The sequence below is a fragment of the Rhizobium glycinendophyticum genome, from assembly GCF_006443685.1.
GTDB lineage: Bacteria > Pseudomonadota > Alphaproteobacteria > Rhizobiales > Rhizobiaceae > Allorhizobium > Allorhizobium glycinendophyticum.
Genome location: NZ_VFYP01000001.1, coordinates 2,116,025 through 2,141,042, shown reverse-complemented (window position 1 = coordinate 2,141,042; position 25,018 = coordinate 2,116,025). Strand labels below are relative to the sequence as shown.

29 protein-coding genes and 1 tRNA gene are annotated in these 25,018 nt (G+C 61.4%); 11 read left to right on the top strand and 19 right to left on the bottom strand.

The window, feature by feature from the left end:
* Positions 1 to 38: 38 nt before the first annotated feature.
* Positions 39 to 1,091 carry an L-glyceraldehyde 3-phosphate reductase gene (mgrA, locus tag FJQ55_RS10510; RefSeq protein WP_140827750.1) on the top strand — a complete coding sequence of 351 codons (1,053 nt, stop codon included), beginning with the start codon at positions 39 to 41 and terminating at the stop codon, positions 1,089 to 1,091.
* 194 nt (positions 1,092 to 1,285) lie between these two features.
* Complete coding sequence (locus FJQ55_RS10505) at positions 1,286 to 2,893, top strand: glycoside hydrolase family 43 protein (protein ID WP_140827749.1); 1,608 nt, start codon at positions 1,286 to 1,288, stop codon at positions 2,891 to 2,893.
* Between the two features lie 3 nt (positions 2,894 to 2,896).
* Here the strand turns inward: FJQ55_RS10505 and FJQ55_RS10500 are convergent, their stop codons facing one another.
* The 12 genes from FJQ55_RS10500 to FJQ55_RS10445 form a co-directional block, all read right to left on the bottom strand.
* Positions 2,897 to 3,829 (bottom strand): DMT family transporter, encoded by a 933-nt coding sequence (locus tag FJQ55_RS10500; protein WP_140827748.1) that lies wholly within the window; start codon positions 3,827 to 3,829, stop codon positions 2,897 to 2,899.
* Positions 3,826 to 4,422 carry a TetR/AcrR family transcriptional regulator gene (locus FJQ55_RS10495; protein WP_140827747.1) on the bottom strand — a complete coding sequence of 199 codons (597 nt, stop codon included), beginning with the start codon at positions 4,420 to 4,422 and terminating at the stop codon, positions 3,826 to 3,828. The genes FJQ55_RS10500 and FJQ55_RS10495 overlap by 4 nt, the downstream gene beginning before the upstream one ends.
* Before the next feature lie 164 nt (positions 4,423 to 4,586).
* Positions 4,587 to 5,426, bottom strand: coding sequence for an S-formylglutathione hydrolase (gene fghA / locus FJQ55_RS10490; protein ID WP_140827746.1), 840 nt, complete (start codon positions 5,424 to 5,426; stop codon positions 4,587 to 4,589).
* Between the two features lie 26 nt (positions 5,427 to 5,452).
* The gene (locus FJQ55_RS10485; protein WP_140827745.1) at positions 5,453 to 6,097 is read right to left on the bottom strand and encodes a DUF1345 domain-containing protein; all 645 of its coding nucleotides are present in this window, start codon (positions 6,095 to 6,097) and stop codon (positions 5,453 to 5,455) included.
* A 47-nt stretch (positions 6,098 to 6,144) separates the two neighbouring features.
* A complete protein-coding gene (locus FJQ55_RS10480; RefSeq protein ID WP_140827743.1) occupies positions 6,145 to 6,591 on the bottom strand; it encodes a YaiI/YqxD family protein in 447 nt (148 codons plus the stop codon).
* Between the two features lie 4 nt (positions 6,592 to 6,595).
* On the bottom strand, positions 6,596 to 6,853 hold the full coding sequence (locus FJQ55_RS10475; protein WP_140827742.1) for a BrnA antitoxin family protein: 258 nt from the start codon (positions 6,851 to 6,853) through the stop codon (positions 6,596 to 6,598).
* Positions 6,819 to 7,016 carry a BrnT family toxin gene (locus tag FJQ55_RS23980; RefSeq protein ID WP_425467514.1) on the bottom strand — a complete coding sequence of 66 codons (198 nt, stop codon included), beginning with the start codon at positions 7,014 to 7,016 and terminating at the stop codon, positions 6,819 to 6,821. The genes FJQ55_RS10475 and FJQ55_RS23980 overlap by 35 nt, the downstream gene beginning before the upstream one ends.
* Positions 7,017 to 7,182: 166 nt before the next feature.
* Positions 7,183 to 7,638 (bottom strand): GNAT family N-acetyltransferase, encoded by a 456-nt coding sequence (locus FJQ55_RS10465; protein WP_140827741.1) that lies wholly within the window; start codon positions 7,636 to 7,638, stop codon positions 7,183 to 7,185.
* On the bottom strand, positions 7,635 to 8,762 hold the full coding sequence (locus FJQ55_RS10460; RefSeq protein ID WP_140827740.1) for an S-(hydroxymethyl)glutathione dehydrogenase/class III alcohol dehydrogenase: 1,128 nt from the start codon (positions 8,760 to 8,762) through the stop codon (positions 7,635 to 7,637). The genes FJQ55_RS10465 and FJQ55_RS10460 overlap by 4 nt, the downstream gene beginning before the upstream one ends.
* A gap of 100 nt (positions 8,763 to 8,862) precedes the next feature.
* Complete coding sequence (locus FJQ55_RS10455; RefSeq protein ID WP_140827738.1) at positions 8,863 to 9,480, bottom strand: GNAT family N-acetyltransferase; 618 nt, start codon at positions 9,478 to 9,480, stop codon at positions 8,863 to 8,865.
* Between the two features lie 57 nt (positions 9,481 to 9,537).
* Positions 9,538 to 10,809, bottom strand: a complete 1,272-nt coding sequence (locus FJQ55_RS10450) for a zinc metalloprotease (RefSeq protein WP_140827737.1) — start codon at positions 10,807 to 10,809, stop codon at positions 9,538 to 9,540.
* A gap of 108 nt (positions 10,810 to 10,917) precedes the next feature.
* A complete protein-coding gene (locus FJQ55_RS10445) occupies positions 10,918 to 11,850 on the bottom strand; it encodes a DMT family transporter (RefSeq protein ID WP_140827735.1) in 933 nt (310 codons plus the stop codon).
* Positions 11,851 to 12,165: 315 nt separating this feature from the next.
* Between FJQ55_RS10445 and FJQ55_RS10440 the strand changes: the two genes are divergently transcribed.
* Positions 12,166 to 12,603, top strand: a complete 438-nt coding sequence (locus FJQ55_RS10440) for a helix-turn-helix domain-containing protein (RefSeq protein WP_140827733.1) — start codon at positions 12,166 to 12,168, stop codon at positions 12,601 to 12,603.
* 17 nt (positions 12,604 to 12,620) lie between these two features.
* On the opposite strand, the gene lipB is transcribed toward FJQ55_RS10440, so the two are convergent.
* On the bottom strand, positions 12,621 to 13,337 hold the full coding sequence (lipB, locus tag FJQ55_RS10435) for a lipoyl(octanoyl) transferase LipB (RefSeq protein WP_140827731.1): 717 nt from the start codon (positions 13,335 to 13,337) through the stop codon (positions 12,621 to 12,623).
* A 213-nt stretch (positions 13,338 to 13,550) separates the two neighbouring features.
* Between lipB and FJQ55_RS10430 the strand changes: the two genes are divergently transcribed.
* Positions 13,551 to 13,635 (top strand) — tRNA-Leu (locus FJQ55_RS10430).
* Positions 13,636 to 13,874: 239 nt separating this feature from the next.
* Here FJQ55_RS10430 and FJQ55_RS23870 read toward each other — a convergent pair.
* Positions 13,875 to 14,828, bottom strand: a complete 954-nt coding sequence (locus FJQ55_RS23870) for a hypothetical protein (RefSeq protein ID WP_140827729.1) — start codon at positions 14,826 to 14,828, stop codon at positions 13,875 to 13,877.
* Positions 14,829 to 15,239: 411 nt separating this feature from the next.
* Between FJQ55_RS23870 and FJQ55_RS10420 the strand changes: the two genes are divergently transcribed.
* Positions 15,240 to 15,818: a transglutaminase-like cysteine peptidase gene (locus tag FJQ55_RS10420; protein ID WP_140827727.1), complete on the top strand. Its 579-nt coding sequence runs from the start codon at positions 15,240 to 15,242 to the stop codon at positions 15,816 to 15,818.
* 106 nt (positions 15,819 to 15,924) lie between these two features.
* On the opposite strand, the gene FJQ55_RS10415 is transcribed toward FJQ55_RS10420, so the two are convergent.
* Entirely contained in the window at positions 15,925 to 16,422 is a 498-nt protein-coding gene (locus FJQ55_RS10415) for a BON domain-containing protein (RefSeq protein ID WP_140827725.1), read from the bottom strand.
* Positions 16,423 to 16,492: 70 nt separating this feature from the next.
* Positions 16,493 to 16,987, bottom strand: a complete 495-nt coding sequence (locus FJQ55_RS10410; protein WP_140827723.1) for a peptide deformylase — start codon at positions 16,985 to 16,987, stop codon at positions 16,493 to 16,495.
* 188 nt (positions 16,988 to 17,175) lie between these two features.
* Here FJQ55_RS10410 and mgtE point away from each other — a divergent pair, with 188 nt between their 5' ends.
* Both mgtE and FJQ55_RS10400 read left to right on the top strand, forming a co-directional pair.
* Positions 17,176 to 18,588 (top strand): magnesium transporter, encoded by a 1,413-nt coding sequence (gene mgtE / locus FJQ55_RS10405; protein ID WP_140827721.1) that lies wholly within the window; start codon positions 17,176 to 17,178, stop codon positions 18,586 to 18,588.
* 67 nt (positions 18,589 to 18,655) lie between these two features.
* Positions 18,656 to 19,042 (top strand): MerR family transcriptional regulator, encoded by a 387-nt coding sequence (locus FJQ55_RS10400; protein WP_062278418.1) that lies wholly within the window; start codon positions 18,656 to 18,658, stop codon positions 19,040 to 19,042.
* 32 nt (positions 19,043 to 19,074) lie between these two features.
* Here the strand turns inward: FJQ55_RS10400 and FJQ55_RS10395 are convergent, their stop codons facing one another.
* The 3 genes from FJQ55_RS10395 to FJQ55_RS10385 all read right to left on the bottom strand — a co-directional run bounded on the left by FJQ55_RS10395 (position 19,075) and on the right by FJQ55_RS10385 (position 21,384).
* A complete protein-coding gene (locus FJQ55_RS10395; RefSeq protein ID WP_140827719.1) occupies positions 19,075 to 19,551 on the bottom strand; it encodes a methyltransferase family protein in 477 nt (158 codons plus the stop codon).
* Between the two features lie 14 nt (positions 19,552 to 19,565).
* Positions 19,566 to 20,558 (bottom strand): acetyltransferase domain-containing protein, encoded by a 993-nt coding sequence (locus FJQ55_RS10390; RefSeq protein ID WP_246085069.1) that lies wholly within the window; start codon positions 20,556 to 20,558, stop codon positions 19,566 to 19,568.
* Positions 20,559 to 20,691: 133 nt separating this feature from the next.
* A complete protein-coding gene (locus FJQ55_RS10385; RefSeq protein ID WP_140827715.1) occupies positions 20,692 to 21,384 on the bottom strand; it encodes a DUF599 domain-containing protein in 693 nt (230 codons plus the stop codon).
* 55 nt (positions 21,385 to 21,439) lie between these two features.
* Between FJQ55_RS10385 and FJQ55_RS10380 the strand changes: the two genes are divergently transcribed.
* The 4 genes from FJQ55_RS10380 to FJQ55_RS10365 all read left to right on the top strand — a co-directional run bounded on the left by FJQ55_RS10380 (position 21,440) and on the right by FJQ55_RS10365 (position 24,849).
* Complete coding sequence (locus FJQ55_RS10380; protein ID WP_140827713.1) at positions 21,440 to 21,622, top strand: hypothetical protein; 183 nt, start codon at positions 21,440 to 21,442, stop codon at positions 21,620 to 21,622.
* A gap of 348 nt (positions 21,623 to 21,970) precedes the next feature.
* The gene (locus tag FJQ55_RS10375) at positions 21,971 to 23,371 is read left to right on the top strand and encodes an L-serine ammonia-lyase (RefSeq protein ID WP_140827711.1); all 1,401 of its coding nucleotides are present in this window, start codon (positions 21,971 to 21,973) and stop codon (positions 23,369 to 23,371) included.
* 164 nt (positions 23,372 to 23,535) lie between these two features.
* Complete coding sequence (locus tag FJQ55_RS10370) at positions 23,536 to 23,973, top strand: DUF1489 family protein (RefSeq protein ID WP_140827709.1); 438 nt, start codon at positions 23,536 to 23,538, stop codon at positions 23,971 to 23,973.
* Positions 23,974 to 24,228: 255 nt separating this feature from the next.
* Entirely contained in the window at positions 24,229 to 24,849 is a 621-nt protein-coding gene (locus tag FJQ55_RS10365; protein ID WP_140827708.1) for a tyrosine-protein phosphatase, read from the top strand.
* Positions 24,850 to 25,018 lie beyond the last annotated feature (169 nt).

Here is a 25,018-nt window from a genome sequence, read left to right as displayed (position 1 = left end):
GCAAGTATGAAGCGTCTGCATCTGGGAGAGAACCATCCATGACCTATACCCCCGCCGAAAACCGCTATGAGCGGATGGCCTATAATCGCTGCGGCAAGAGCGGGCTGAAGCTGCCGGCAATCTCGCTCGGCCTCTGGCACAATTTTGGCCAGGACACGCCGCATGCCACCAAGCGGGCGATCTGCCAGAAGGCCTTCGACCTCGGCATCACCCATTTCGACCTCGCCAACAATTACGGCCCGCCGCCCGGCTCGGCCGAGGAAGCCTTCGGCGAGATCCTCAAGACCGATTTCCGGGGCTATCGCGACGAGCTGATCATCTCGTCCAAGGCCGGCTACAACATGTGGCCCGGTCCCTACGGCGAATGGGGCAGCCGCAAGTATCTGATTGCCTCCTGCGATCAGAGCTTGAAGCGCATGGGCCTCGACTATGTCGACATCTTCTATTCGCACCGCTTCGATCCCGACACGCCGCTCGAGGAAACCTGCGGCGCACTGGATCACATCGTACGCTCGGGCAGGGCGCAGTATGTCGGCATCTCCTCCTACAATTCGAAGCGCACCCGCGAAGCCTATGAGATCCTGAAGAGCCTGGGTACGCCGCTTCTCATCCATCAGCCGAGCTATTCGATGATCAATCGCTGGATCGAGGAAGACGGGCTGATCGACACGCTGGAAGAGCTCGGTGTCGGCTCGATCGTGTTTTCGCCGCTCGCGCAGGGGATGCTGACGTCGAAATATCTGAACGGTATCCCCGAAGGCACCCGCGCGGCGCAGGACAAGTCGCTCGACCCCAATTTCCTCAACGAGCGCAACATCGAAAACATCCGGGGTCTGAACCGCATCGCGGAGAAGCGCGGCCAGACCCTGGCGCAGATGGCGTTGTCCTGGGTGCTGCGCGGCGGCCACATCACCACGGCGCTGATCGGCGCGTCCAAGCCCTCGCAGGTGGAGGATTGCGTCAAGGCGATCGAAACGCCCGATTTCACCGCGGAGGAGCTCGCCGAAATCGACGTCTTCGCCAAGGACGCCGACATCAACCTCTGGGCGGCCTCTGCCGAGCGCAAAGGCCCGCCGCGGAAGAAGAAGTAAAGCTGAAGAGTTGCCCGTCATCCCCGGCGCAGCAAGCTGCGCCTGAGCTGCCGCCACCTTCTCCCGGTAAGCGGGGAGAAGGGCACAGCGGTGAGCGTCTCCGCCTTCTCCCCGCCTGCGGGGAGAAGATCCCGGCAGGGGGATGAGGGGCATCCTTCACGTAAAATAAGCCATCAGGCAGGAGAACACACGCCATGATCATCAACCCCATCCTGCCGGGCTTCAATCCGGATCCCTCGATCTGCCGCGTGGGCGAGGACTACTACATCGCCACCTCCACCTTCGAATGGTATCCGGGCGTGCAGATCCATCACTCGCGCGATCTGGTAAACTGGGACCTCGTCACCCGTCCTCTGAACCGCGCAAGCCAGCTCGACATGCGCGGCAATCCCGACAGCTGCGGCGTCTGGGCGCCGTGCCTGTCCTATGCCGACGGCCTGTTCTGGCTGGTCTATACGGACGTGAAGCGCTTCGAAGGCTCTTTCAAGGACGCGCATAACTACATCGTCACGGCCACCTCGATCGAAGGTCCGTGGTCGGACCCAATCTATGTCAATTCCTCCGGCTTCGACCCCTCGCTCTTTCATGACGACGATGGCCGCAAGTGGTTCCTCAACATGCAGTGGAACCATCGCCCCGAAGCGCGCAACACCGTCGGCCATGCCAAGTTCGACGGCATCCTGCTGCAGGAATGGGATCCGAAGACGCAAAAGCTCACCGGCCCGATCAAGAACATCTTCGAGGGCAGCAAACAGGGGCTCGTCGAGGGTCCGCATCTCTTCAAGCGCGATGGCTGGTATTATCTGACCACCGCCGAGGGCGGCACCGGCTACGACCATGTCGTGACCATGGCGCGTTCCCGCGCGATCGACGGCCCCTACGAGATGCATCCGAACACCCATCTCATCACCTCGAAGCACAACCCGGAAGCCGTGCTGCAACGCGCCGGCCACGGCCAATATGTCGAAACGCCGGACGGCCAAGTCTATCACACCCATCTCTGCGGCCGCCCCATGCCACCCAAGCGTCGCTGCACGCTCGGCCGCGAAACGGGCCTGCAAAAATGCGTCTGGAAGGACGACGGCTGGCTCTATCTCGAACAGGGCGGCGTTGTACCCGCAGTCGAGGTGCCGGCACCCAATGGTGCCGTCAAGCGCGAGGAACCGGTCGAGATCGTCAGAACCTTCGACAGCCCCGACTTCCCCTCCGAATTCCAGTGGCTGCGCACACCGCAGCCGGAGCGTCTTTTCAGCCTCACAAAGCGGGCAGGGCGCTTGCGCCTCTTCGGTCGCGAAAGCATCGGCTCCTGGTTCGAACAGTCGCTGGTCGCCCGCCGTCAGGAGCATCACCGCTTCCGCGCCGAAACGCGGCTGGAATTTTCGCCCGAGACCTATCAGCAGGTCGCTGGCCTCACCCATTACTACAACCGCACCAAGTTCCACGCGCTCGGCATCTCGACGGACGAAAAGCTCGGCCGTTCGCTGATCATCCTGTCCTGCCCCGGCAACTATCCATCCGGTGATCTTACCTTCCCCATCGGCATGGGCCAATCGATCCCCGATGGCGCGATCGATCTCGCCATGGAGATCACCGACAACGACCTGCAATTCTTCTGGCGGGTGGCAGGCGAGGGCGAATGGGAGGCCATCGGCCCCGTCCTCGACGGCGGGGTCGTCTCCGACGAAGGCGGCTTCGGCGAACATGGATCCTTCACCGGCGCCTTTGCCGGCATGTTCGCCTTCGACATCACCGGGCGCGGCAAGGCTGCGGATTTCGAGCGGTTCGTCTATCGGCGGAACTGAGCGTCAGCCGTGGCCTTGGACACCCGTCTTCGGCTGTGCCCGCGCGACGATGATGACGCCTGCCAGCGAGACGAAAAGCCCAATTGCCATGGAAAGCGAGAGCGGTTCGCCGAACATCAGCCAGGCCCAGATCATCGTCACGGGCGGGCTCAGATAGACGACCGAGGTGACGCGGGCTGGCGAAGAGCGGCGGAGCGCCATGTAATAGAGCGTCCAGGAGCCGAGGGTTGCGACCAGCGCCAGCCAGAGGACGCCGCCGATGAAGCCAGCGTTCATCACCGGAAGGACGCTGCCTTCGTAGCCAGCAAAGACGGAGAAGATGGCGGCGGCCGACAGGCATTGAATGCACAAGCTCTGATGCACAGGCATGGCGATGGTGGGGCTGCGCTTCTGCAAGAGGGTTGCCACCGCGAGAGACAAGGTGCCAAGCACGGGTAGGCCATAGGCCCAGAGGGGAACCGTGCCGAGCGTCAGCGAGTGGGCCGAAGCGATGAGGACCCCTGCGAAGCCGATCAGCGAACCCAGCCATTGCCGCCCGTTCAGAGCCTGACCGAGGATCGGCCAGGACAGAACTGCGACGGCGAGCGGCAGCATGTCGGTGATGAGCGCCACCAGCCCGGTCGGTACGCCGAAGCCGATCGCCAGCGCAAAGCCTGCGAGATAGCCGGACATGGCGAGCGCCCCATAGAGCATCTGCGGGATCACATGGCGCCAGCGCAGTCCCGGCCCCCAGGTCAGAGCGAGCGGGAGGAGCAAGAGGCCCGATACGAGACTGCGCCACAAGAGGATCAGGAAGATCGGGGCGTGATCGCTTGCGAAGCGTACGCCGATGAAGCCGGCGCTCCAGGTGATGATGAGGCCTGTTTCCAGGAGGAGAAGAAGGAAGAGTGCCGCGAGCCGTGAGGAGGGCGCGGCCGCCGGGGAATGATCGGTCATTCTGCGGCAGGCCCGTTTCGCAAGTCCCGCAGGAGCGAAACCGCGATCCGCCTTGCCGTCTTCAGGCAGGTGTCATCGCCGTCGAGTCCTGCCCGTGCCATGGCGCCTTCCAGAACGAAGGAGAGATGTGCCGCCGCATCTTCGACGCGTTCCGGATTTTGCGGAGCGAGTTCCTCGAGTGCCTCGCTGAAAAGCCGCTCCACCTTGCGTTTCTGGAATGCGACGATCGCGCGGGCCGGATCGCCGACGGAAAGCTCCGCTGCAGCATTCAGCAGCCCACAACCGCGAAATCCCCATTCGTAAGCGAGACCGGCATAACCAACATAGGAATCGAACACGGCCAGTACGCGTTCTTCCGGCGTCGACGCGGATGCCAGGGCCTCCGTCAGTTGCTGCTGCCATTCGTCGAGCCGGTTCTGCAGATAGGCCTGAACGAGGTCCGCTTTCGAGGCGAAGTTGTTGTAAAGGCTCATTTTCGCCACGCCGGCACGGGCCGTGATCGTATCGATCCCCGTCGCGCCCACACCCTGGGCGTAAAACAGTTCCGCTGCTGCCGTCAAAAGCCGCGTCCGTACAGATTCTCTCGCGCCCATCCAACCACCTCCAGTTAGGTAGACTGTTCTACCTATTTTGGCGGTAGGTCAAGTTGGCGGAACGAAATTGGCCTGAACGCTTCCCGGCGCATGCTGAGGGACAGGCAATCCCGCGCTACCTGTATGGCCCGTGGAATCGGAAGCGTGACCGACTGCCATATGGTTCAGAGGCTTTCGAGCCGCGCCGCATGCCACTTCAGATGGTCGTCCATGAAGGTCGAGATGAAGTAATAGGAATGGTCGTAGCGCTCATGCATGCGCAGCGTCAGGCTGATATCCGTGCCCTTAACCGCCTCCTCGAACTTCCACGGTGCGAGGCCTGTCTCAAGGAAACTGTCGGCCTTGCCCTGGTCGATCAAAAACTCCGGGAAGCGGGCGCCGTCCTCGACCAGAGCACAGGCGTCGTATTCACGCCACTTTGCCCGGTCGGCCCCGAGATATTTCTCGAAGGCATCCTGCGTCCAGTCGGCAGTCAGCGGATTGACGATCGGCGCGAAGGCCGAGCAACTCTGGAAACGGTCCGGGTTCTTCAGCGCAATCGTCATCGCGCCATGACCGCCCATGGAATGGCCGAATATGCCCTGGCGGTTCATGTCGGCGCGGAACTGTTCGGCAATCAGCGCCGGCAATTCCTCCGTGATATAGGAATACATCTGGAAATTTTCCGCCCAGGGTGCCTCGGTGGCATTCAGGTACATGCCGGCACCCTTGCCCATCTTCCAGTTGGTGAGTTCGTCCGGCACGTCATTGCCGCGCGGGCTGGTGTCCGGGCAGACGACGATCAGGCCGAGCTCGGCGGCCATGCGGCGGTACTCGCCCTTTTCCATGACATTGGCATGGGTGCAGGTCAGCCCCGAGAGATACCAGAGCACCGGTCTCTTTTCGGCGATCGCCTGGGGCGGTACGAAAACGGCAAAGGTCATCTCTGTGCCGGTCACGTCCGACGCATGCGAGAAGACGCCCTGCATGCCGCCGAAGGCGGTGTTCTGGGAGAGGATGTTCATGGGATCAGGTCCTTGTCTGCAGAGGTTCAGCCGGCGAGCGAGACGGCCGCGTTGACGGCGGCGGCCACCAGCACGGTGTTGAAGAAATAGGAGACGGTGGCATGCACGAGGTTAAGCTTGCGCATCGCGGTCGAGCTGATCACCACATCCGAGGTCTGCGCCGTCATGCCGATGACCAGCGAGAAATAGAGAAAGTCATGGCCGCAGGGGTCGGGCGTGTCCGGAAAGTCCAGCCCGCCGCGCCTGCCGTTTTCCTTCGTGCGGGAGGGGCGCCAGTAGACATGGGCGTAGTGCATCGCGGCCATGGTGTGGATCGTCAGCCAGCCCAGAACGACGGCCGCAAAAGCCATTGCCAGTTCCGGCAAGCCTGCCGTCTGCTCCCGGTTGAGTGCCAGAAAAAGCGCGCCGACGGCGGCGGTGATCGCAAGCGTGGTGACACCGAGAATGACGAAGGCCGGTGCATCCGCCACATCGGCGCGCTGTTTCAGATAGGTGGCGGTGAGACGCCTCAGCCGCAGGAAAGACAGCGTCAGATAGACGGCAAAGAAGAGGATGGCCGGCAGCTCGATCGTCACCGAGGGCTGGTAGATCGCGACGAAGGGCAGGGCGGTCAGCGCAATCCCACCCGCCACGATGAAGGAGCGATAGCGGTGATCGAGAACGGAATTCATCAGATTTTTCAAAGCGTCATGCCGCCCAGCTGGCCGTTGAACGGGGACTACTTCTTGATCCGCCGGCAGAGCCTGTCAAGCGTTTCAAGAAAGGCGGAGCGGTCGCGCGGCGAAAAGGCGGCGTTGTAGCCCTTGCTTTCCCCTGTCTCCCGAAGATGTGCCCCAAGGTCGCGCATCGCCGTTGCCATGCCGATATTGGCCGTGTCGAAGATCCGGCCCGTCGGACCGGTAACCAGCGCGCCGGCGGCAACGCATCGGCCGGCCAGCGGCACATCGGCTGTCACAACGATATCGCCTTCGCCACAGCGCTCGGCGATCCAATCGTCGGCTGCGTCAAAGGCGCCTGACACGATGACATTCTTCACCATCGGATCGCGCGAGGGGCGGAGGCCGGAATTGGCAACAAAGGTCACCGGCAGATCATGTCGCTCGGCAACCTTCAGGATCTCCGGCTTCACCGGGCAGGCATCGGCATCGACATAAATTTCAGGCATGCTATTACTTCTTGAGGCTGCGAGCATAGGATTCGAGCACGGCATTCATGCGGGTCTGGTAGCCCTTGCCTGTTGAACGAAAGACCTGCAGCACAGACTTTTTGACTCGGAGCGTGATCTGCTCCGTTCCTTCCGGCTCGACGATCACAGCATTCTGCCAGAAATGTTCGTCGAGTTCCGGTATGTCGCTGGTGTCGATGGCGTCATCGTCGAGGTTGGCGAGTTCCTCAAGGCTGAGTTCTTTGTCGAAGCGCTTCTGCATAACGCTCCCTTTCCCTTCGTTTGGCTGGTCTGGCTGAAATCAGCCGGATCCGACCATTTCTGTCCGTATCGGTGACGACGATGATAACAATGCCATCAATCGTTCCGATCGTATTGAAGCGCGTCTCGCCATAGTCGCGGCGGCCGTCTTGAACGGTAACCACAACATCGTCAAAGACCCGGCTGGCCCGATCGAAACTCAGACCATGCTTGCGACATTCATCGCATTCTTGTCGTCATCCCATTCGAAGAGAATTGTAGCCACAAATGCATTTACCGGCAATGATGTTCCCGCAGACATTGTGGCGCATGTTTCGCCGCTCTGAAGGTTTATACTCGTCGCAGCATATCCACATGCGGAATCCCGTCCTCCAGGTACTCCTCCGAGATCACCTCGAAGCCCAGCGAGCCATAGAATTTCTGCAGATGGCTCTGCGCCGAAATCTCGATCGGCTCGCCGGGATGGCGCTTCTCCACCTCTGAAATCGCCTCGCGCATCAGCGCTTCGCCGAGCCGCTTGCCGCGATGATCGGGCGAGACCGCGACGCGTCCGATGCGAGGATGATGCGCCGGTGTCGGACGCCAGAGCCTTGCGCAAGCCAGGAGTTCGCGGTCTTGCAGCAGCCGCAGATGCAGGCAGTCCTTGTCGTTGCCGTCGAGTTCCGGATAGGCGCAGTGCTGCTCGACGACGAAGACATCGACGCGCAGCTTCAGCATGTCGTAGAGGTCGGCGGCGGAGAACTCGTCGATCCGCCGAACGTCTACGCTATAGGCGACGGACATCAATAGACCACGACACCGCGGATCGATTCACCCTTGTGCATCATGTCGAAGCCCTTGTTGATGTCTTCGAGCGGCATGGTGTGGGTGATCATTGGGTCGATCTGGATCTTGCCTTCCATGTACCAGTCGACGATCTTCGGCACGTCGGTGCGGCCGCGCGCGCCACCGAAGGCGGTGCCCATCCAGTTGCGGCCGGTGACCAGCTGGAAGGGACGGGTCGAGATCTCCTGGCCGGCACCGGCGACGCCGATGATCACAGACTTGCCCCAGCCGCGATGCGAGCTTTCCAGCGCCTGGCGCATCACCTTGGTATTCCCGGTGCAGTCGAAGGTGTAGTCCGCGCCGCCGATCAGGTCGCCGTTCCGCTTCGTCATGTTGACGAGATAGGGCACGATGTCGTCACCGATTTCCTTCGGGTTGACGAAGTGGGTCATGCCGAACTTTTCGCCCCATTCCTTGCGGTCGGGGTTGATGTCGACGCCAATGATCATGTCGGCACCGGCCAAGCGGAGGCCCTGCAGGACGTTCAAACCAATGCCGCCGAGGCCAAAGACGATAGCGGTTGCGCCGATCTCGACCTTGGCCGTGTTGATGACAGCGCCGATGCCGGTCGTCACACCGCAGCCGATATAGCAGATCTTGTCGAAGGGTGCGTCCGGATTGACCTTGGCAACCGCGATCTCCGGCAGAACCGTGAAATTCGAGAAAGTCGAGCACCCCATATAGTGGTGGATCTTGTCCTTGCCGATCGAGAAACGGCTCGTGCCATCCGGCATCAAACCCTGGCCCTGGGTCGAGCGGATCGCCGTGCAGAGGTTGGTCTTGCGCGACAGGCAGGAATAACATTCGCGGCATTCCGGTGTGTAGAGCGGGATGACATGGTCGCCCTTCTTCACCGAGGTGACACCCGGGCCGACATCGACGACCACACCCGCACCCTCATGGCCGAGGATCGCCGGGAAGAGACCTTCCGGATCGGCGCCCGAAAGGGTGAAATCATCCGTGTGGCAAATGCCTGTCGCCTTCACTTCGATCAACACTTCGCCGGCGCGAGGGCCTTCCAGCTGAACGGTCATGATCTCGAGCGGCTTTCCAGCCTGAACGGCAACGGCGGCGCGGACATCCATGGTTTTTCTCCCTGACAAATCGTTGGCCGGACTTTCGCACGGCTTTGACGTCCGGCTCAAGGGGTGATCCGGATTTTCTCAATAGTCTGATTTTTCTTGTCTATTCAGACTTCAGGATCGGGAAATGCTGAGCTGCATCCGCCCGCAGTTTCCCGGTCTGACGAGGGTCTTCGAATATCTCGACCATGCGCTTGTAAGGTTTGAAGCCTGAGCGCTGGTAGAAGGCAAGGGCGGCCGGGTGGTCGAGATGGCAGGTGTGCACCCAGAATCGCTGAATGGGTTTCTCCCAAGCCTTCTCGATCGCGACATTCATCAGGATGCGCCCTGCGCCAGTGCCGATCAGGCTCTGGTCAAGCCCGAAGAAGGACAGTTCGCATTGCCCGGCCTCGCGGAAGTCGAGTTCCAGCAGGCCCAAGCGCTCGCCATCTCGCATCATGGCATAGATCTCGACTGCGGGGTCTTCGATGATCGCCAGCAGAGCATCGTCGGCCATGACTGCGCGCGAGACCCAGAGCCAGTCTTCGCCGACCCGGCGATAGAGCGCGCGATAGTCGTCGAGCGACGGCGAATGCCAGCGCTCGACCGTCAATCCATCCGTCGGCGGATTGGCGCGTGGAGCGGGTCTCGCTGTCATTTCAAGGCAGGTCACGATCGTCGCGAGCATGGTGTCGGCTACGTCGTGGTAGCCGGCGGGGAGGGGCGTGGTGCTGGTATCCATGCGCCTTTTGGAACGCGCGGCACGGTCGCTGTCAAGCGCTTGATATGCCCCTTATGGTCAGGCAAACAGCCTGTCGCAGGCATAGATCACCGCATAGACATGCATGGCGAGCGCTGCGTAATAGCCGAATCCTGTCAAGAGCTTTTCAGCCGGGGTCATGGTCACCAGTTCATCCCGGGGCCTTGCGCCCGTCGTGCGGATCAGGCTGAGCAAAGTGAAAACCGCAAGTCCCACGACCAGTGTCTGCGGCGGAAGGCCGATCCTCCACCCGGCCCACAGAACCACGCCGGTGACGGCAAAGCTCGCCAGCGCCAGCATTGTCTGATTCTGAAAGATCTGGCGGAGCACCTGACCGCCATCGAAACGAAACGTCGGCAGCAGGTTCAGGAGATTGAACGCGCCTAGGATCACCAGGAAGATCAGAATCGGGCCTTCAGCGCTTGCAGCATGCGGCAATCCGAGAACCGTTTCGTGCGCAGCAACCAGGATCGGCACCAGAAAAGCCGAAACGCCGGCCCCCATCAGGGCACAGCTCGCCACTTCGAACAGCGAGTTATACGGGCGGCCGCCCACTGCTATGCCGCCGAGCAGCGGCACGAAGATCATCCGGGCGCTCGGATGACCGAAGGCGCGATAGGCAACCATATGGCCGAGTTCATGCAGAACGATGACGAGGGTGAGGAAGGTCGACATCATCAGCCCGGTCCTGGTGAGGCCGAAGAAGGGCCAGAGCAGCAGCGTCGAGAGAATGACCAGCAGCGTCTGCCAGAGCGGTTGTTCGAGACGAAACAACGTGGAGCCGCGGCGCCCTTCCAGATGATCCCGCAGCGCCGCGAGCTCGCGCCGCAGCAGAAACAGGCGGAAGAGATAGAAGGCGAGGCCGCGATAGGTATCGGTCTGCTCCACCGTCACCATACTGCCGGTCGCAGTGCGTTGCACAGTGCGCCGCTCGGTAAAGCCGTTCCAGAAGGCCTGGTCGAGCGTGCTGTCCGCGACCACTCTCAGTTCACAGGCAAAGCTGCCGCTTGCCGTCATCGAAGCACGGTCGACCACCATGGTGCGGCGGCTCGGGCGGCCATGGCGGTCAGGGTGGCGATAGGCGAATTCGATGAGGTCGGGATGGCCATCGACGGGCGAGACCGCGATCACGTTCGGGTGCCAGACGGTGATATCGCCTGCCGGCCGAGTGATGTTCCAGACATCTTCGGCACGCTCGCGCAGGCTCTGGCTGACTTTCAGGGTCCGCCGCCCGAGCGGTGCCGCCATCAGCAGCCATAACAGGCCGAGATTGATGGCAAGCAGAAACACTGCGGCCTGATGCGTCGCCAAATTCCGGTCCCCCGACTGCGTGAAGAAGCTGCAATCTAGTGTTCGCCCGTTAGAATTCGGTGTAGAGAAAAGCTCAAATGCCGCGCAAATGGCGGCTGAAACCTGCTCTCAAGGGCTGGGTTCGACGGCTACGCTGTTTCCTGCGCGCCTGCGCTCGCGCCACAGGATGAAGAGGCCGGAGCCGACGATGATCGCAATGCCGAGCCATTTCGACAGCGTCGGAAATTCGCCGAACAGCGCGTAACCGAGAACGACTGCCGCGATGATTTCGAAATACTGGAAAGGTGCCAGCACCGAGAGCGGAGCCAACCGAAAGGCGCGAACGACGATCAGGTGGATGTAGCCCGAAATCGTGCCGAGCAGGATGAGCAGGCCCCAAGCCAGCGGGGAGCCGGGCAGGGAGACTACGAAGTCCTGATCGCCGACGCTCGAGCCCGCCAGCAAGGCGAGGCCCATGAACAGCGTTCCGCCGATGCCGGCCATGGTCTGCATGGTCATCGGCGTATCGGCCTCGCCGATGGCGCGGTTGAGAAACATGTAGAGCGCATAAAGAAAGGCGCAGACGACCGGCAGCAGCGCCGTCAGTCCGAAGACCTGGTAGCTCGGCTGTATCACGATCATCGCACCGCCAAAGCCGACGGCGATCGCCAGCCAGCGGCGCCAGCCGACCTTTTCCTTTAGGAAAACGGCCGAAAGCGCAGTCAGGATGAAGGGTTCGACAAAATAGATGGCGAAGACGTCTGCGAGCGGCATGTATTTTACCGCCATGAAAAACATCAGGCTCGCAGCCCCATGGATTGCGCCCCGCAAGAGGTTGATCCACGGCCGTTTGGCAGAGAGCGCCTGGGACCCGTTGAGCAGCAGCAGCAAGGGCAGCACCGAGAGCAGCTGGAAAAAGAAGCGGTAAAAGGTGATTTGCCCCGGCGACATGCCTTCGACATTCGCCATATATTTCGCGATCGCATCCATGATCGGCAGGATCAGCATGCAATTGGCCATCAGGACCATGCCACGAACGGGATTGGATGATGACGGCTGCATGGGGACCTTGAGAATCGGGGAAGTGACGGATGGCGCGTGGCGCCTGCACCACCAACCACATGCGGCAGCGCTGATCAAGGCAGGCCCGGGACCGGGTGGCGGCTCCCCGGACAATTCGCCGATACCTGCGGAACCTTTTGTCCTTTTGCGCGTTCACACGCTTTTGCATGCCCGTATCAGCAAGGATGCGGCGACGGTTTCACACCCGTCCTTGGCGCGGTGGCGGTGGCGAGATCTCTCAGCCTCACCTATTCTGCCGGGAAGGGATGCGGAGAGGAGTGGCCGCCGGCCACGTCGATCAAGAGGAGACGGCCGATGAGCGCCCGCAGGATTTTTGCCCGGATGACCGATGCGAGCGACGACACGCTCGGCGGACGCCTGTCGACCGCCCGTGATGCCATCGGCCTGTCGCTCGCCGATGTCGCCAATCGCGTCGGAGTGCGCAAGGAAAGCCTGCTGTCCTGGGAAGCCGATCGGGCTGAGCCGCGACCTTCCAAGCTTGTCGATCTCGCCGGCATTCTCGGCGTCTCGCCGATGTGGCTGATGACGGGCCTCGGCTCAGGCCCGATCGAGGAAACCAGCGAAATGCCGCTCGAGGCGCTGCGCCTTCAGTTGCAGCGGCTGACCGATGCCTATCAGGAATGTGGGCGGTTGATCGCGGACATGGCGCGTCAGATAGACCGCTACGAGGCCAAGTCCGCTTCTGATGGAAACGGTCCCGATCTGAATGGCCCGGTCATGGGCCGCGCCTGAGGGGGGGGCAGCGACCGTCACGCTTCACTGACCGTCGGGCCGAAAATCTCTTCGAAAGCCTCGCGCAGCCGCATGTCGACATCGGCCATCATCACCGGCAGGCCGAGATCCACGAGGCTCGTCACCCCATAAGCAGAGATGCCGCAGGGAACGATGCCGGAAAAATGGCTGAGATCCGGATCGACATTGATCGAAAGCCCGTGAAAACTCACCCATTTCCTGAGGCGAATACCGAGTGCTGCGATCTTGTCTTCGGCCATGGTGCCATCGGGCAGGGGCGGCCGCTCCGGCCGCCGCACCCAGACCCCCACTCGGTCTTCGCGGCGCTCGCCCTTGACGTTCATGCTGTCCAGCGTGCGGATCACCACTTCTTCCAGTGCCCCCACATAGGCACGCACATCCTGGCGCCGGCGTTTCAGATCGAGCATGACATAGGCCACCCGCTGGCCGGGGCCGTGATAGGTGTATTCGCCGCCGCGGCCGGTGGCAAAGACCGGGAACCGATCCGGCTCGATCAAATCCTTGGAATCGGCACTGGTGCCGGCCGTATAGAGCGGCGGATGTTCCACCAGCCAGACCAATTCGTCGGCTGCACCATCGGCAATCAGACCCACCTGGCGCTCCATTTCGGCGACCGCATCGTCATAAGCCACGAGGCCGTCGGAAACCCGCCAGCGCACTGGCGGACAGTCCTCGCGGGCAAACATGTGATGGTCGAGATCGGTGCGCTGCATGAGAAATCCGTCTTCCGGGAGAAAGGCTGAAAAGCCTTGTTTTCCTTTTACTTGGCAAGAAAGAGGCGGCAGTTCAAGAGTGGTCGGCCCGGTCTTTCGGACGGGTTATCCACCGGCTGGAACGAATTTTCAAAAATCTGTCATGGCGGGCTTGTGGACCCCGAATGCTTTTGCTACATGCACCCCCGCCGGAGCAATTCGGCCTACCACGATGCGGTCGTGGCGGAATTGGTAGACGCGCAGCGTTGAGGTCGCTGTGGGGCAACCCGTGGAAGTTCGAGTCTTCTCGACCGCACCAAAAAAACCCGGCGCTTGCGCCGGGTTTTTTGTTTTAGCGTCTCGGATGCGCGTCCATATCATTCCCTTCACGGGTTGCGAACGCCGCCGCGCTTTGCGTCGGCGGAGGTGCCTCGCAGGAGCATGCCCCACAGACGCCTTGCCGAGCCTGCGCGTTGGCTCATCAACGGCTCTAGCACATGAACAAACAAAATGCCCGGCTATGAAGCCGGGCATGACGCTTGCCGATAACCCAACAAATCACTTCTTGTTGCGGCCCGGGGCGTTGCCGCTGTTGCCGGGAGCGGTGCCGCCGGCGTTGTTCGTGCCGCCCTGATTGTTGGCGCCCTGGTTGTTCTGGCCGCCATTGTTGTTCTGGCCCTGGGAACCGCCGGCTCCGGCGCCAGTGCCGCCGGCATTATCGCCGGCGTTTCCACCGCTATTGCCACCAGCGTTTCCACCGGCACCTGTCCCTCCACCATTGTCCGAGGCACCATTGCCGGCCCCGCCGCCGGCGTCAGCGCCGGTGTTGCCGCCATTGCCGCCACTGCCGCCATTGCCGCCGTTGCCGGCCGGTGTGTCGCCGCTATTGCCGGGGCTGCCGGACGTGTCGTTGTTGTCACCGCCACCGTTGTTTTCTCCGGTGTTGTTGTCGGCACCATTGTTTGGGTGTTCGACTTTCGGGCCGGTTTCATCCGGCTTTCCGTGTTCGACTGGCGCCGATGGCTCCTCTTGCTGCGGTTGGTCCGGCGTAGACACCGGCGGATCGCCCGGGCGTGCCGGCGGAAGCTCGGTGGGGGGAGTCGGCAGGTCGAGAGGGGGTGCCGGCGGAACCTCGAAGGGCGGCTTCGCCGGTGGGAATGTCGGCGTCTCGACAGGAGGCGTGTCGACAGGCGGCGTGTCAGCAGACGGGTCTTCCTCGTTGCCGTCGTCAACCGGCGTTTCGTCGACCGGGATCTCGACTTCACTGCCGGGCTTCGTCGGCTTCACAACCGTCTGCACCAAACGGTTCTTGCTGCCGTCGCGGTCATTGATGGTGGTGACAAAATCGCTCGGTAGGGTCGCCGTCGGCGTACAGAGGGCCGCCTCGACAGTGCCAGGCTTAACGACATTGCAGTCGATGACGGATTGCGCGGAAACAGGTCCGGACGACAGTGCCGTCCCAGCCAGCAGGGCAGCCATCTTGATGGCGACCAGAACGCCGACTTTCTTCATATTGTTAACCCTCTGTTAGAGTTGATGAATTGCTAATGTGCCCTGTTAGGTGATCCGTCAGCTGTTGACAAAGACCATTTTTGGGTAAGACCAAAATGAAATCCGTGTGGTAAACGGTTAAACGTTTATTAATTTGACAGCCCATGGTGGCTGTTTTCGATCAGGACAGATGTTTTTTGCTGTTGTATTGCCTTCGATGAAATATAACTCTCGATGGAAATAATTTGTTATTTCGTTGCCTGAATCTAGGCGATTTTTTTATGTCCTTTGGTCGATTCCTATCCAAAGAAATTTGAAAAATAGCGTTGTATAAATTTTTATCGATCGACTTCACCGGACCGGAACGGGTGCCGCGCTACAACCATCCCCACAACAAGCGGGCCAAATGGCCGCAAGGGACAGGGGATCGACATGAAAAAACAGCTTCTGGCGGCCGCGCTTTGTGTGGCGACGCTCGTTTCCACCGCTTCCACCGGGTATGCCGGTTCGTTCATTCCGGCGCAGCGCTCCATCATGGCGCCGAAGGGCTTTGCCGGCGCCTGCTCACGCTACAACTGGCTCTGTGCCAACAAGGGCGGCAAGACACTGGCCGACGGAGAGGCGAAAAACCTGCTGGCTTCCGTCAACCGCGCGGTCAATGCCCGCGTTCGTCCGGTTCATGACATGGGGCGGGATCAGTGGGTGCTGCCGACCAACAATCGCGGCGACTGCGAAGACTACGCGCTGGCGAAGAAGAAGCAGCTGATCGATGCGGGCTTTCCGGCGAACAAGCTCGCCATGACCGTCGTGCTCGATCGTCGCGGCAACAATCACGCAGTCCTGATGGCCCGTCTCAGCGACGGGGACTACATTCTCGATAACCTGTCGGGCTCGGTCAAATCTTGGAAATCCACCGGCTATACGTTCCTTGCCCGGCAGAACTTCGACAACAAGCGGAGCTGGCAGGTGATCCTCAGCGGTCCGCGCGCCGGAAAGTTTGTCTTGTCCTGAGATGTGGTCCAGCGGTCACCGGATCTCATAGACACGGTTGAAAACAAAAAGCCCGACTCTCGCCGGGCTTTTTGTTTGATCCGTTCGGCGGCGCAAAGTGCTGCCCTCAATCCTCGTCGGGGATATGGCTGTCGACGCCGAGCGTAGTGATGAAGTTCTTGACCTGGCTCACGCCGGTCACTCCGAGTACCTTGAGCTCGATTTTGCGGCGCTCCTCGGCGGTGTCGACTGCGCCCCGAAGGGTCACGACATGAGCGTCGACGTGGATGTCCAGCCCGTTCAGCACCACGTCATCGAAGTCTTCCAGCGCTGTTGCCACATCGGATTCGAGTTGGTCGTCATCCTCGCGCCCGTCTGTGGTCGGCAGGACCGGGATCGCCGGCTCCGGCTCGAAGCCGTCGGCGTTGACATTGTCGACGCGAAAGCCCTGGTTGCGATCCTGGTCGAAATTGGCACCCGTTTCACCATAACCCCGATTTGCGATCGGGGCCGCTGTCGCGCCTTCGCCATCGGCATAGGGCCAGCCATCGGCAATGTTGCGCTGGTCGTCGTCGCGGAATTCCTCTTCGGTGGAGAAGTCGGTCTTGCGGTCATCCTTGGCCATGGCATGGCTCCTTCATCATGAGAGATGCAGATCAACGTCTTGGCCGCGCTTTTGTTCGGCATCACCACCTTCAGCGGCTCGCCTTCTCCCATTTCTTCAAGAGCCGTTCGCGCTTCAACCGCGACAGACGCCCGATCCAGAAGATACCATCCAGCTGGTCCACCTCGTGCTGCAGGCAGATGGCCGGGAAACCGTCGAAGTTTTCGGTGCTCACGCTGCCGTCGGTCGTCTGGTAGCGCAGCGTGATGCGGCGTGGCCGCGTCACCTCTTCCGTGAAGCCTGGCATGGAGACGCTGCCTTCGACGTGGGTCATGGTCTCGACCGATGTCTCCAGGATCTCCGGATTAACGAAGTCACGCCGTCCGCCGATCTCCGGCAGGTCGAGCACAACGACCCGTTTGAATATGCCACAATGGGCAGCCGTGATGCCGACGCCGGGGGCGGCCTTCATCGTCTGATCGAGATCGTCGAGCAGGCAAACCAGTGCCGCGTCAAAGTCGGCTACCGGTGTGCAGAGTGTTTTGAGGGCGGGGTCCGGATAACGGCAGATGGTCAGCAGGGTCACGGGGCTCAGGCTTTCTGGAGACGGCTCTGCCCGGTAGGCTGGACCGGGCAATAAAATCAGGGTAGCAGCATGCACGCAGCTTTGAACAGGCATTGCGGTATCGCGCTATCCGATTGTTGACATGAGGATTTTTGCCGCCATTCTCCGGGGCAGCGAACCAGGGCTTCAGGGCAGGCGAGGGCGGGCAGATGACAGAGACCGAAGAGGACATCCTCGACCGCCCGGTGGCCGAAGAGGTTCAGGCCGACATCTACGACGACGAAGGCTATATCCGCCACGAGTTCCTGACCATGGTCGGCGCAGCGATTGCCGATCGTGATGTGCTGTTCCTGCGCCAGCATGTGGCCAAGCTGCACGAATCGGAACTCGGTCACCTGATCGAGGCGATCCAGCCGGACCAGCGCGTCGCCCTCGTGCGCCTGCTCGGCGACGATTTCGACATGACGGCGCTGACCGAGGTCGACGAAGCGATCCGCATGCAGATCGTCGACCAGATGCCGAACGAGCAGATCGCAGCCGCGATCGGCGATCTCGATTCGGACGACGCCGTCTACATTCTCGAAGACCTCGACGACGATGACCGCGAGGAAATCCTCGCCCAGTTGCCGTTCACCGAACGGGTGCGCCTGCGGCGGGCACTGGATTATCCCGAAAGCTCGGCCGGCCGGCGCATGCAGACGGAATTCGTCGCCGTGCCGCCGTTCTGGACGGTCGGCCAGACGATCGACTACATGCGTGAGGAAGAAGAGCTGCCGGAAAACTTCACGCAGATCTTCGTCATCGATCCCACCTTCAAACTGCTCGGCGCCGTCAAGCTCGATGCGATCCTGCGCACCAAGCGCCAGGTGAAGATCGAGAGCATCATGCACGAGACCAACCACCCGATCCCGGCCGAAATGGACCAGGAAGAGGCGGCGCAGCTCTTCGAACAATACGACCTTCTGTCGGCCGCCGTCGTCGACGAAAACGACCGGCTCGTCGGCGTGCTGACCATCGACGACGTGGTCGACGTCATCCAGGAAGAGGCGGAGGAGGACTTGCTGCGCCTCGGCGGCGTTGGCGACGAAGAACTCTCGGACAGCGTGGCTGAGACCTCGCGCTCGCGGGTGCCGTGGCTCGCGGTCAATCTGGTGACGGCGATCCTCGCGGCCTCCGTGATCTCGCTGTTCGAGGCGACGATCGAGCAGATCGTGGCGCTCGCCGTCCTGATGCCGATCGTGGCCGGCATGGGCGGAAACGCGGGCTCGCAGACCATGACGGTCACGGTGCGGGCGCTCGCCACCCGCAATCTCGACATTCACAATGCCGTCCGGGTCGTGCGACGCGAAGCAGGTGTCGGGCTTCTGAACGGCATGATCTTCGGCGTGCTGATCGGGATCGTTGCCGGTTTCTGGTTTCACGACCCCAATATCGGCGGCATCATCGCAGCCGCCATGCTGATCAACATGATGGCGGCGGCGATTGCCGGGATCCTCATTCCGCTGTTGCTGGACCGCATCGGCACCGATCCGGCCGTGGCCTCTGCCGTCTTCGTCACCACCGTCACCGACATCACCGGCTTCTTCTCGTTCCTCGGTCTTGCCACCTGGTGGTTCATGTAACTGTCGCAAAAATTGACTTGTACGTAAAAGTCAATATTATGTCCCGACGCACAGGGACGAACCGGACGTGAAGAAGTATTATAGCATAACAGAGCTGACGCGTGAATTCGGCGTTTCCACGCGCACGCTCCGATTCTACGAAGACGAAGGCCTCATTCATCCGGAGCGGCGCGGTCGCACGCGCCTATACCGTGCTGCGGACAGGCGTCTGTTGCAGGAAATTCTGCGCGGCCGGCGCATCGGCTTCACCATCAACGAGATCCGCGAAATCGTCCACGTCTACAAGGAGCCGCCGGGCGAAATCGGCCAGCTCAAGCTGATGATGAAGAAGATCGACGAGAAGCGCGAAGACCTGCGCCAGAAGCGCCGTGATATCGACGAGACTCTGACGGAACTTGATCAGGCCGAAGAAGCCTGTCTGACCCGCCTCGTCGAAATCGGCGTCGGCAGCTGAGACAGCTCTTCTAGGCCTCCTCTCGCATTTGTTCAGATCCACCGTCGGGTGCGCTTGCAATAACATTCGTAGTCGAAGCCGAACCGCTGTTCGAGGTGCTGTTCCTCGCAACGGATCACCGCCCATTGGGCGGTGAGGGCGGCCAGGATCGCGGCCGGCAGGAACCAGGCGCTGGCGCTGATCAACCCGATCGAGAGTGTCAGCAGCGTGTAGCCGAGATAAATCGGGTTGCGCGTGAAGCGGAAGGGACCGCAGGTGACGAGATGTCGGGCGCAGCCCGTGCCGAGTACGGCCGTCTGCCGCTCCAGGAGCGTCTTCACCGCCCATATGTCGAGGCTGACGGCGAGAAGCGCGAGCGCAAAGCCGGCGATCGGCAGCAGGACGGGGCTCGGTGACGAGAGCGGGAGCGGCACAACCAGCCGTTCGGCGGCCAGTGCCAGGGTCACGGCGCCACCGTAAATCAACGGCGGCCAGGGATAACGCAGGGGCTTCGCACGGTAGGCATTCATGATGAATTTCCCCGTTACGGCGTGGTCTGTATCTTGGCTGTGCATTCGGAGGCCAGCGCCAGAATACGCTCATCCTGATCCGGCAAGATTGCGCCAGACTGGAGCGGTTCCAGCAGGCTCTGGGCCTGCAGACGGTCCAGCGTACAGGCGCAGAAAGCCTTGCAGATCTCGGCAGAATTTCCTTGCTGTTGGCAGGCCGGCTCGCAGCTGCCGATATAGGATTCGATCGGATCCGGCGCCGGCGGCGGCACGACCTGGCTTGCGGCAAAAACCAACGCGATCAGCACTGGCTGGTGCAGCAGGTAGACGGTGAGCGAATGCCTTCCGCCCCAGCGCAGCCAGGCGGGGCCTTCCGGCAGGCGCGTCAGGCGGGCGAGCAGATTGTAGTCCACCAGCAGGCGGGCGACCGCAATCCCGATCAGAAGCGCTCCGATCCAGGGGAAGAGCGGCACATAGTCGTTGGAGCGGGGCAGGTGTTCCGAGAGACCGGCAAACCACAGAAGCGGCGTGTCGAAGATCGGCGAGCGATAGACGTTCGGCAGCACCATGGCGCAAAGTGCGACTGCAAGCGTGACGATCACCGGCAGGCGCAGGAAAACCAGACCCACCAGGCTGCCGAGCGCCATGGCATGCAGGATGCCGAAGAAGATCAGTCCATCCGGCACGAACCACCAGGTGGCTGCCGTGATCGCAAGCGCCGCGGCGAGGATCACCGCGAAGCGGCGCAGGAAAGCCTCAACGCGCAGTTTCGGGTAGTGCGCGAGCACGAGGCTGAAGCCGGCGAGGAAAAGGAAAGTAGAGGCGATCGAGCGGGCGTAGAACCGCAAAAAACCTTCGGTGGAGGTGCCCGGCGCGAGATAGCCGAAGAATTCCAGGTCCCAGCTGAAGTGGTAGGACGCCATGGCGATGAGCGCCAGACCGCGGAACGCGTCCAGCCAGAGCAGGCGGGGCCGTGCGCGGGTGATCTCGGGCGAAGTCTGCGCGTTGTCCGGAATGCTGTCTGGCACGCGTCGTCCTCCATCGGTCGTACTGATCGCCGCGATGTCTGCGGCCTGCGCTCGTGGCCGTGGCTCATCGTGCAAAGGCGGCGATTTCATGACCGGCAGCAGGTTGTCCCCGGTCTCCTTGAAGCCCTGTCGGTCAGTCGGCCAGATCGTTCAGAAGCGCGCGGCGCGCCTCCGAGAAATATTGTCGCCGGATCAGCACCACGAAGACCGTGCCCGATGCCAGCATGAAGATCCAGGGGCTGACAAACCAGCCGAGATAGCCGATCGAGTAGAAGATCGCCCTCAAGCCCATGTTGAAGTGGCTGGCGGCGATGATGTTCATCTGGATCGCACGCTCAGCCGCGGCCATGGTGCGCGCCGGATGCTCGCGCGCCTCGTCGGTCATCGGGATGGCGCCAAAGAGAATGGTGCAATAGTTGAAGAGCCGATAGGACCAGCCGAACTTGAAGAAGGAATAGGCAAACAGCGCGATCAGCCCGCAGACCTTCAATTCGAAAGTCGCCCGGCCGCCCTGAACAATGAAGGGTATGTCTTTCAGGATCGCGTCCACCTGCTCGGTCGCGCCCAACAGGGCAAAGCAGCCGCCAATCGCAAAGATGGTGGTCGAAGCAAAAAAGGCCGTCCCGTTCTGCAATCCGCCCATGATCTGAGTGTCGATCATCTTCAGGTCGCGGTTAAGCGAATTCAGGATCCAGTCCCGGCGCCGTTCGGCCATGGCCTTGGTCAGGCTGGTGCGAGACAGGATGCGGCGGCTGCCGGTGATCCAGGCATAGGCAACCCAGAGCAGCACGAACAGCGCGAGAGCAGCATAATCGGCGACGAGCATCAAACGATTCCCCCTTCTGGCTCGCGGAATTATCCCGCGCCCGCGGTTCTCCACAATGGCAATTAACCAGTTTCAAGATTTTGGCCCGAATTGGGGCGGCCATCAGGCGGATGTTGTTAACGATCGCCCTGGCTATCACATTGTAATTTCACATATCCATGCACGCAACGCATGCCTGCAGCGCAAAATGCGCCATGCTTTTGCCATTTTTGCAGTTGCGAAACGGGCCGGGTTTTAATACATGAGGGTCCATAAAGCGGTCGGGGGACGGCTTTAATCACCAAGTGACTTCATCTGGAGTTTCCATGGAAAGCAGTTTCCAGAAGTCGTGTTGGGGTGTCACATTTCGCGCTCTCATGGGTTTCGCCGGCGTCCTTTGCCTGGCTTATCTGTTCGGCAGCATCTGACACTTCACATGCAGCATTCCAAACAGCGCGGTCGTCTCGACCGCGCTGTTTGCTTTTCAGGCTCCCGAACACCATCTCCGTCATGTCGCGGCCATGAAAGCCGATGTCGATTGCAAGGCGCATTCGTGACAGGCGATGCTTTAGCGTTTACGCTTTGATGACTGCATGCGAGGAGCCTCATGTTTCTTTCGGTTTTCGACGTGTTCAAGATCGGCGTCGGCCCCTCGAGTTCCCACACTATGGGTCCGATGACGGCGGCCAACCGGTTTCTCGACCTCATCCTTTCAGACCAGTGGCCTCGCCCGGCCGGCGCCCATGTCGCGGCGCTCAAGGCCAGTCTGCACGGTTCGCTCGCCTATACCGGCATCGGCCATGGCACCGGCAATGCCGTGATCATCGGGCTGATGGGGGAGGCGCCTGACAGTATTGATCCGGATCGCATGGAGGGCATTATCGCCGAGGTCGAGCGCACAGGCCGCGTCACGCCCCCCGGGCATCCCTCCTATTATTTCCAGCCGAAGGACGATCTCGTCTACGATAAGAAGACGCCGCTTTCGGGCCACGCCAACGGCATGCGGCTGTCGGCACTCGACAAGGACGGCCGCGTTCTGCTGACCCAGATCTATTATTCGATCGGCGGCGGTTTTGTCGTCACCGATACCGAGCTTCTTGCCCTGCAAAAGCAGAAGAAGCAGGCCTCGAGCCAGAAGGTGCCTTATCCCTTTGCCTCGGCCAAGGAAATGCTGGCTATGGCCGCATCCTCCGGGCTCACCATCGCGCAGATGAAGCGGGCCAACGAGGAAGTGGTGCGCTCGCGCGAGGATCTTGATGCCGGGCTCGACCGGATCTGGGATGCAATGCTCAGCTGCATCGATCGCGGTTTGCGACAGGACGGGCAGCTGCCGGGTGGCCTGAAAGTTCGCCGGCGCGCCAAATCGATCCACGACAAGCTGCAGGAGGAGTGGCGCTCCAACCGCCTGAACCCGGTTCTCGCCAATGACTGGCTGTCGGTCTATGCCATGGCGGTCAACGAGGAGAATGCGGCCGGTGGCCGCGTCGTCACCTCGCCAACCAATGGGGCAGCCGGCGTCGTTCCGGCGACCATCCGCTATTACCTGCATTTCCATCCCGACGCGGATCAGGACGGCATTCGCGATTATCTGCTGACGGCAGCTGCCATCGGCGGGATCATCAAACACAATGCATCGATCTCGGGCGCCGAAGTCGGCTGTCAGGGCGAAGTCGGTTCAGCCTCGGCCATGGCTGCCGCCGGTCTCGCCGCCGTCATGGGCGGTACCCCTGAGCAGATCGAAAACGCCGCCGAGATCGCACTTGAACATCATCTAGGCATGACCTGCGATCCTGTCGCGGGTCTCGTCCAGGTCCCGTGCATCGAACGCAACGCGCTCGGTGCCGTGAAAGCCGTCACCGCCGCATCACTGGCGCTCAAGGGTGACGGCGTCCATTTTGTGCCGCTTGATGCCGCGATCGAAACCATGCGTCAAACCGGCAACGACATGAACGAGAAATACAAGGAAACCTCGCTCGGCGGCCTCGCCGTCAACGTTGTCGAATGTTGAAGCGGGCAGGGGCTTTGCTCCTGTCGTGATACCATCTACGGCGTCATCCGCGGGACAAACCCGAGGATGACGCCGTGTCGAGAAATCACCGAAACTGTTGAGCACCGCCCCCCTGCGACACCCTTGCCCTTGACCCTGAGGTCAGACCCGCTATCCCGGAGAGCATGGCACTCCATCTCCTAAAACTCTGCGTCGGAGCCGACACCATTGACGACCTGCGGGACTGGGTCGCCGAACGCTGCCTCGTGGCGGTCGCGGCGGGGCTGGAGCCGCATTCTTCGCATGTCACCCGCATGGTTCCGAAGCGCATGGAAGAACTGCTCGACGGCGGCTCGCTCTACTGGATCATCAAGGGTCAGCTCTCGGCCCGGCAAAAACTCCTGGACATCAAGACCTTCACAGGTGGCGACGGGATATCCCGTTGCGAGCTGATCCTGGGACCCGAGGTCATCGAAGTCGCCCCCGCGCCGCGCCGTCCATTCCAGGGGTGGCGTTATCTCGATGCGGATGCCGCCCCGCGCGATCTTGCGGCCTCGGGCGCCAATATCGAGGACATGCCCGATGACCTGAAACGGGAGCTGGCGGAACTCGGGCTGTTGTGACGCCGAAAGCAGCGCGGCTGCCCTTTTGTCATCGCGGCATAGACGAGCCTCCTGATGCGGGTGTGAAAACTCATCAGATGTCGCAAGGGAATATAGTGCTGTTGTATTTGGGCTGTCGCGTCTGCTCCGCTGGCTGCAACTGGTGAAGCACATTTGGCGATGCAAGACAGAGGGCGGCTTTTGGCGTCATCGAAAGGTCTGAATTGAGTTCCATGGCCGATTTCGAACAAGGCTGTCGGGATGATGAGGATGTTGATGGGCGGGCTTGACGATACTGGCCAAACTGCCGACCGATCTGTGCGGGATCGGTCGCGCTGGCGCAGGGTTGTGTTTCGCACCGGCCTTTCGATTGTCTCTTTGGCCGCGCTCTTCGGCGCCTATGTCGGCATTCTCATCCTGTCCGGTAATTTTCACGAGGTCGTTCCCGGTCGGTTCTATCGGTCCGCCCAGCTCTCGGGCGTGCGGCTCGGCGAGGAGATCGACCGCTACGGCATCAAGACCGTGATCAACCTGCGCGGCGAAGGTGTCGGCAAAGGCTGGTATGACGACGAGGTCGCAGCGACAGCGGCCCATGGCGCCACGCATATCGATTTCGGCATGTCCGCGCGCAAGGATCTGACGCCGGAAAAAACGCAGCAATTGCTGGCGCTTTTGAAGAGCGCCGAACAGCCGATCCTCGTCCATTGCATGTCAGGCGCCGACCGCACCGGACTTGCCTCGGTCATCTTCCTCCAGCAGGTGGCGGGCGTCGACGAGGAAGAGGCCGAATGGCAGCTCTCGCCCCTCTACGGCCATATCAACCTGCCGTTTCTCGCCGCCTATGCGATGGACGATACCTGGGAGAAGCTGGAAAAGGTGATCGGCCTGGACAGCTAGGAGGCGTCTTGGCTGATGCCCTTCTTACCTATGCTGACCTGCCGCAGACCCGCCAGGAGCGTATGCGGCGAAGCGAAACGGGCTGCATGATCAACGGATCGCCGGAACCAGGACAAATGTCACCGAAACGCTACCTGCCTTCACCGCATTGGGAGCAGCTCCGCTCGAA

Excerpts from the sequence above, each read along its gene's own strand:
- mgrA (WP_140827750.1), top strand. The coding sequence starts at position 39 with ATGACCTATACCCCCGCCGAAAACCGCTATGAGCGGATGGCCTATAAT.
- FJQ55_RS10505 (WP_140827749.1), top strand. The coding sequence starts at position 1,286 with ATGATCATCAACCCCATCCTGCCGGGCTTCAATCCGGATCCCTCGATC.
- FJQ55_RS10500 (WP_140827748.1), bottom strand. The coding sequence starts at position 3,829 with ATGACCGATCATTCCCCGGCGGCCGCGCCCTCCTCACGGCTCGCGGCA.
- FJQ55_RS10495 (WP_140827747.1), bottom strand. The coding sequence starts at position 4,422 with ATGGGCGCGAGAGAATCTGTACGGACGCGGCTTTTGACGGCAGCAGCG.
- fghA (WP_140827746.1), bottom strand. The coding sequence starts at position 5,426 with ATGAACATCCTCTCCCAGAACACCGCCTTCGGCGGCATGCAGGGCGTC.
- FJQ55_RS10485 (WP_140827745.1), bottom strand. The coding sequence starts at position 6,097 with ATGAATTCCGTTCTCGATCACCGCTATCGCTCCTTCATCGTGGCGGGT.
- FJQ55_RS10480 (WP_140827743.1), bottom strand. The coding sequence starts at position 6,591 with ATGCCTGAAATTTATGTCGATGCCGATGCCTGCCCGGTGAAGCCGGAG.
- FJQ55_RS10475 (WP_140827742.1), bottom strand. The coding sequence starts at position 6,853 with ATGCAGAAGCGCTTCGACAAAGAACTCAGCCTTGAGGAACTCGCCAAC.
- FJQ55_RS10460 (WP_140827740.1), bottom strand. The coding sequence starts at position 8,762 with ATGGATGTCCGCGCCGCCGTTGCCGTTCAGGCTGGAAAGCCGCTCGAG.
- FJQ55_RS10455 (WP_140827738.1), bottom strand. The coding sequence starts at position 9,480 with ATGGATACCAGCACCACGCCCCTCCCCGCCGGCTACCACGACGTAGCC.
- FJQ55_RS10445 (WP_140827735.1), bottom strand. The coding sequence starts at position 11,850 with ATGCAGCCGTCATCATCCAATCCCGTTCGTGGCATGGTCCTGATGGCC.
- FJQ55_RS10440 (WP_140827733.1), top strand. The coding sequence starts at position 12,166 with ATGAGCGCCCGCAGGATTTTTGCCCGGATGACCGATGCGAGCGACGAC.
- lipB (WP_140827731.1), bottom strand. The coding sequence starts at position 13,337 with ATGCAGCGCACCGATCTCGACCATCACATGTTTGCCCGCGAGGACTGT.
- FJQ55_RS23870 (WP_140827729.1), bottom strand. The coding sequence starts at position 14,828 with ATGAAGAAAGTCGGCGTTCTGGTCGCCATCAAGATGGCTGCCCTGCTG.
- FJQ55_RS10420 (WP_140827727.1), top strand. The coding sequence starts at position 15,240 with ATGAAAAAACAGCTTCTGGCGGCCGCGCTTTGTGTGGCGACGCTCGTT.
- FJQ55_RS10415 (WP_140827725.1), bottom strand. The coding sequence starts at position 16,422 with ATGGCCAAGGATGACCGCAAGACCGACTTCTCCACCGAAGAGGAATTC.
- mgtE (WP_140827721.1), top strand. The coding sequence starts at position 17,176 with ATGACAGAGACCGAAGAGGACATCCTCGACCGCCCGGTGGCCGAAGAG.
- FJQ55_RS10395 (WP_140827719.1), bottom strand. The coding sequence starts at position 19,551 with ATGAATGCCTACCGTGCGAAGCCCCTGCGTTATCCCTGGCCGCCGTTG.
- FJQ55_RS10385 (WP_140827715.1), bottom strand. The coding sequence starts at position 21,384 with ATGCTCGTCGCCGATTATGCTGCTCTCGCGCTGTTCGTGCTGCTCTGG.
- FJQ55_RS10380 (WP_140827713.1), top strand. The coding sequence starts at position 21,440 with ATGGCAATTAACCAGTTTCAAGATTTTGGCCCGAATTGGGGCGGCCAT.
- FJQ55_RS10375 (WP_140827711.1), top strand. The coding sequence starts at position 21,971 with ATGTTTCTTTCGGTTTTCGACGTGTTCAAGATCGGCGTCGGCCCCTCG.
- FJQ55_RS10370 (WP_140827709.1), top strand. The coding sequence starts at position 23,536 with ATGGCACTCCATCTCCTAAAACTCTGCGTCGGAGCCGACACCATTGAC.
- FJQ55_RS10365 (WP_140827708.1), top strand. The coding sequence starts at position 24,229 with ATGGGCGGGCTTGACGATACTGGCCAAACTGCCGACCGATCTGTGCGG.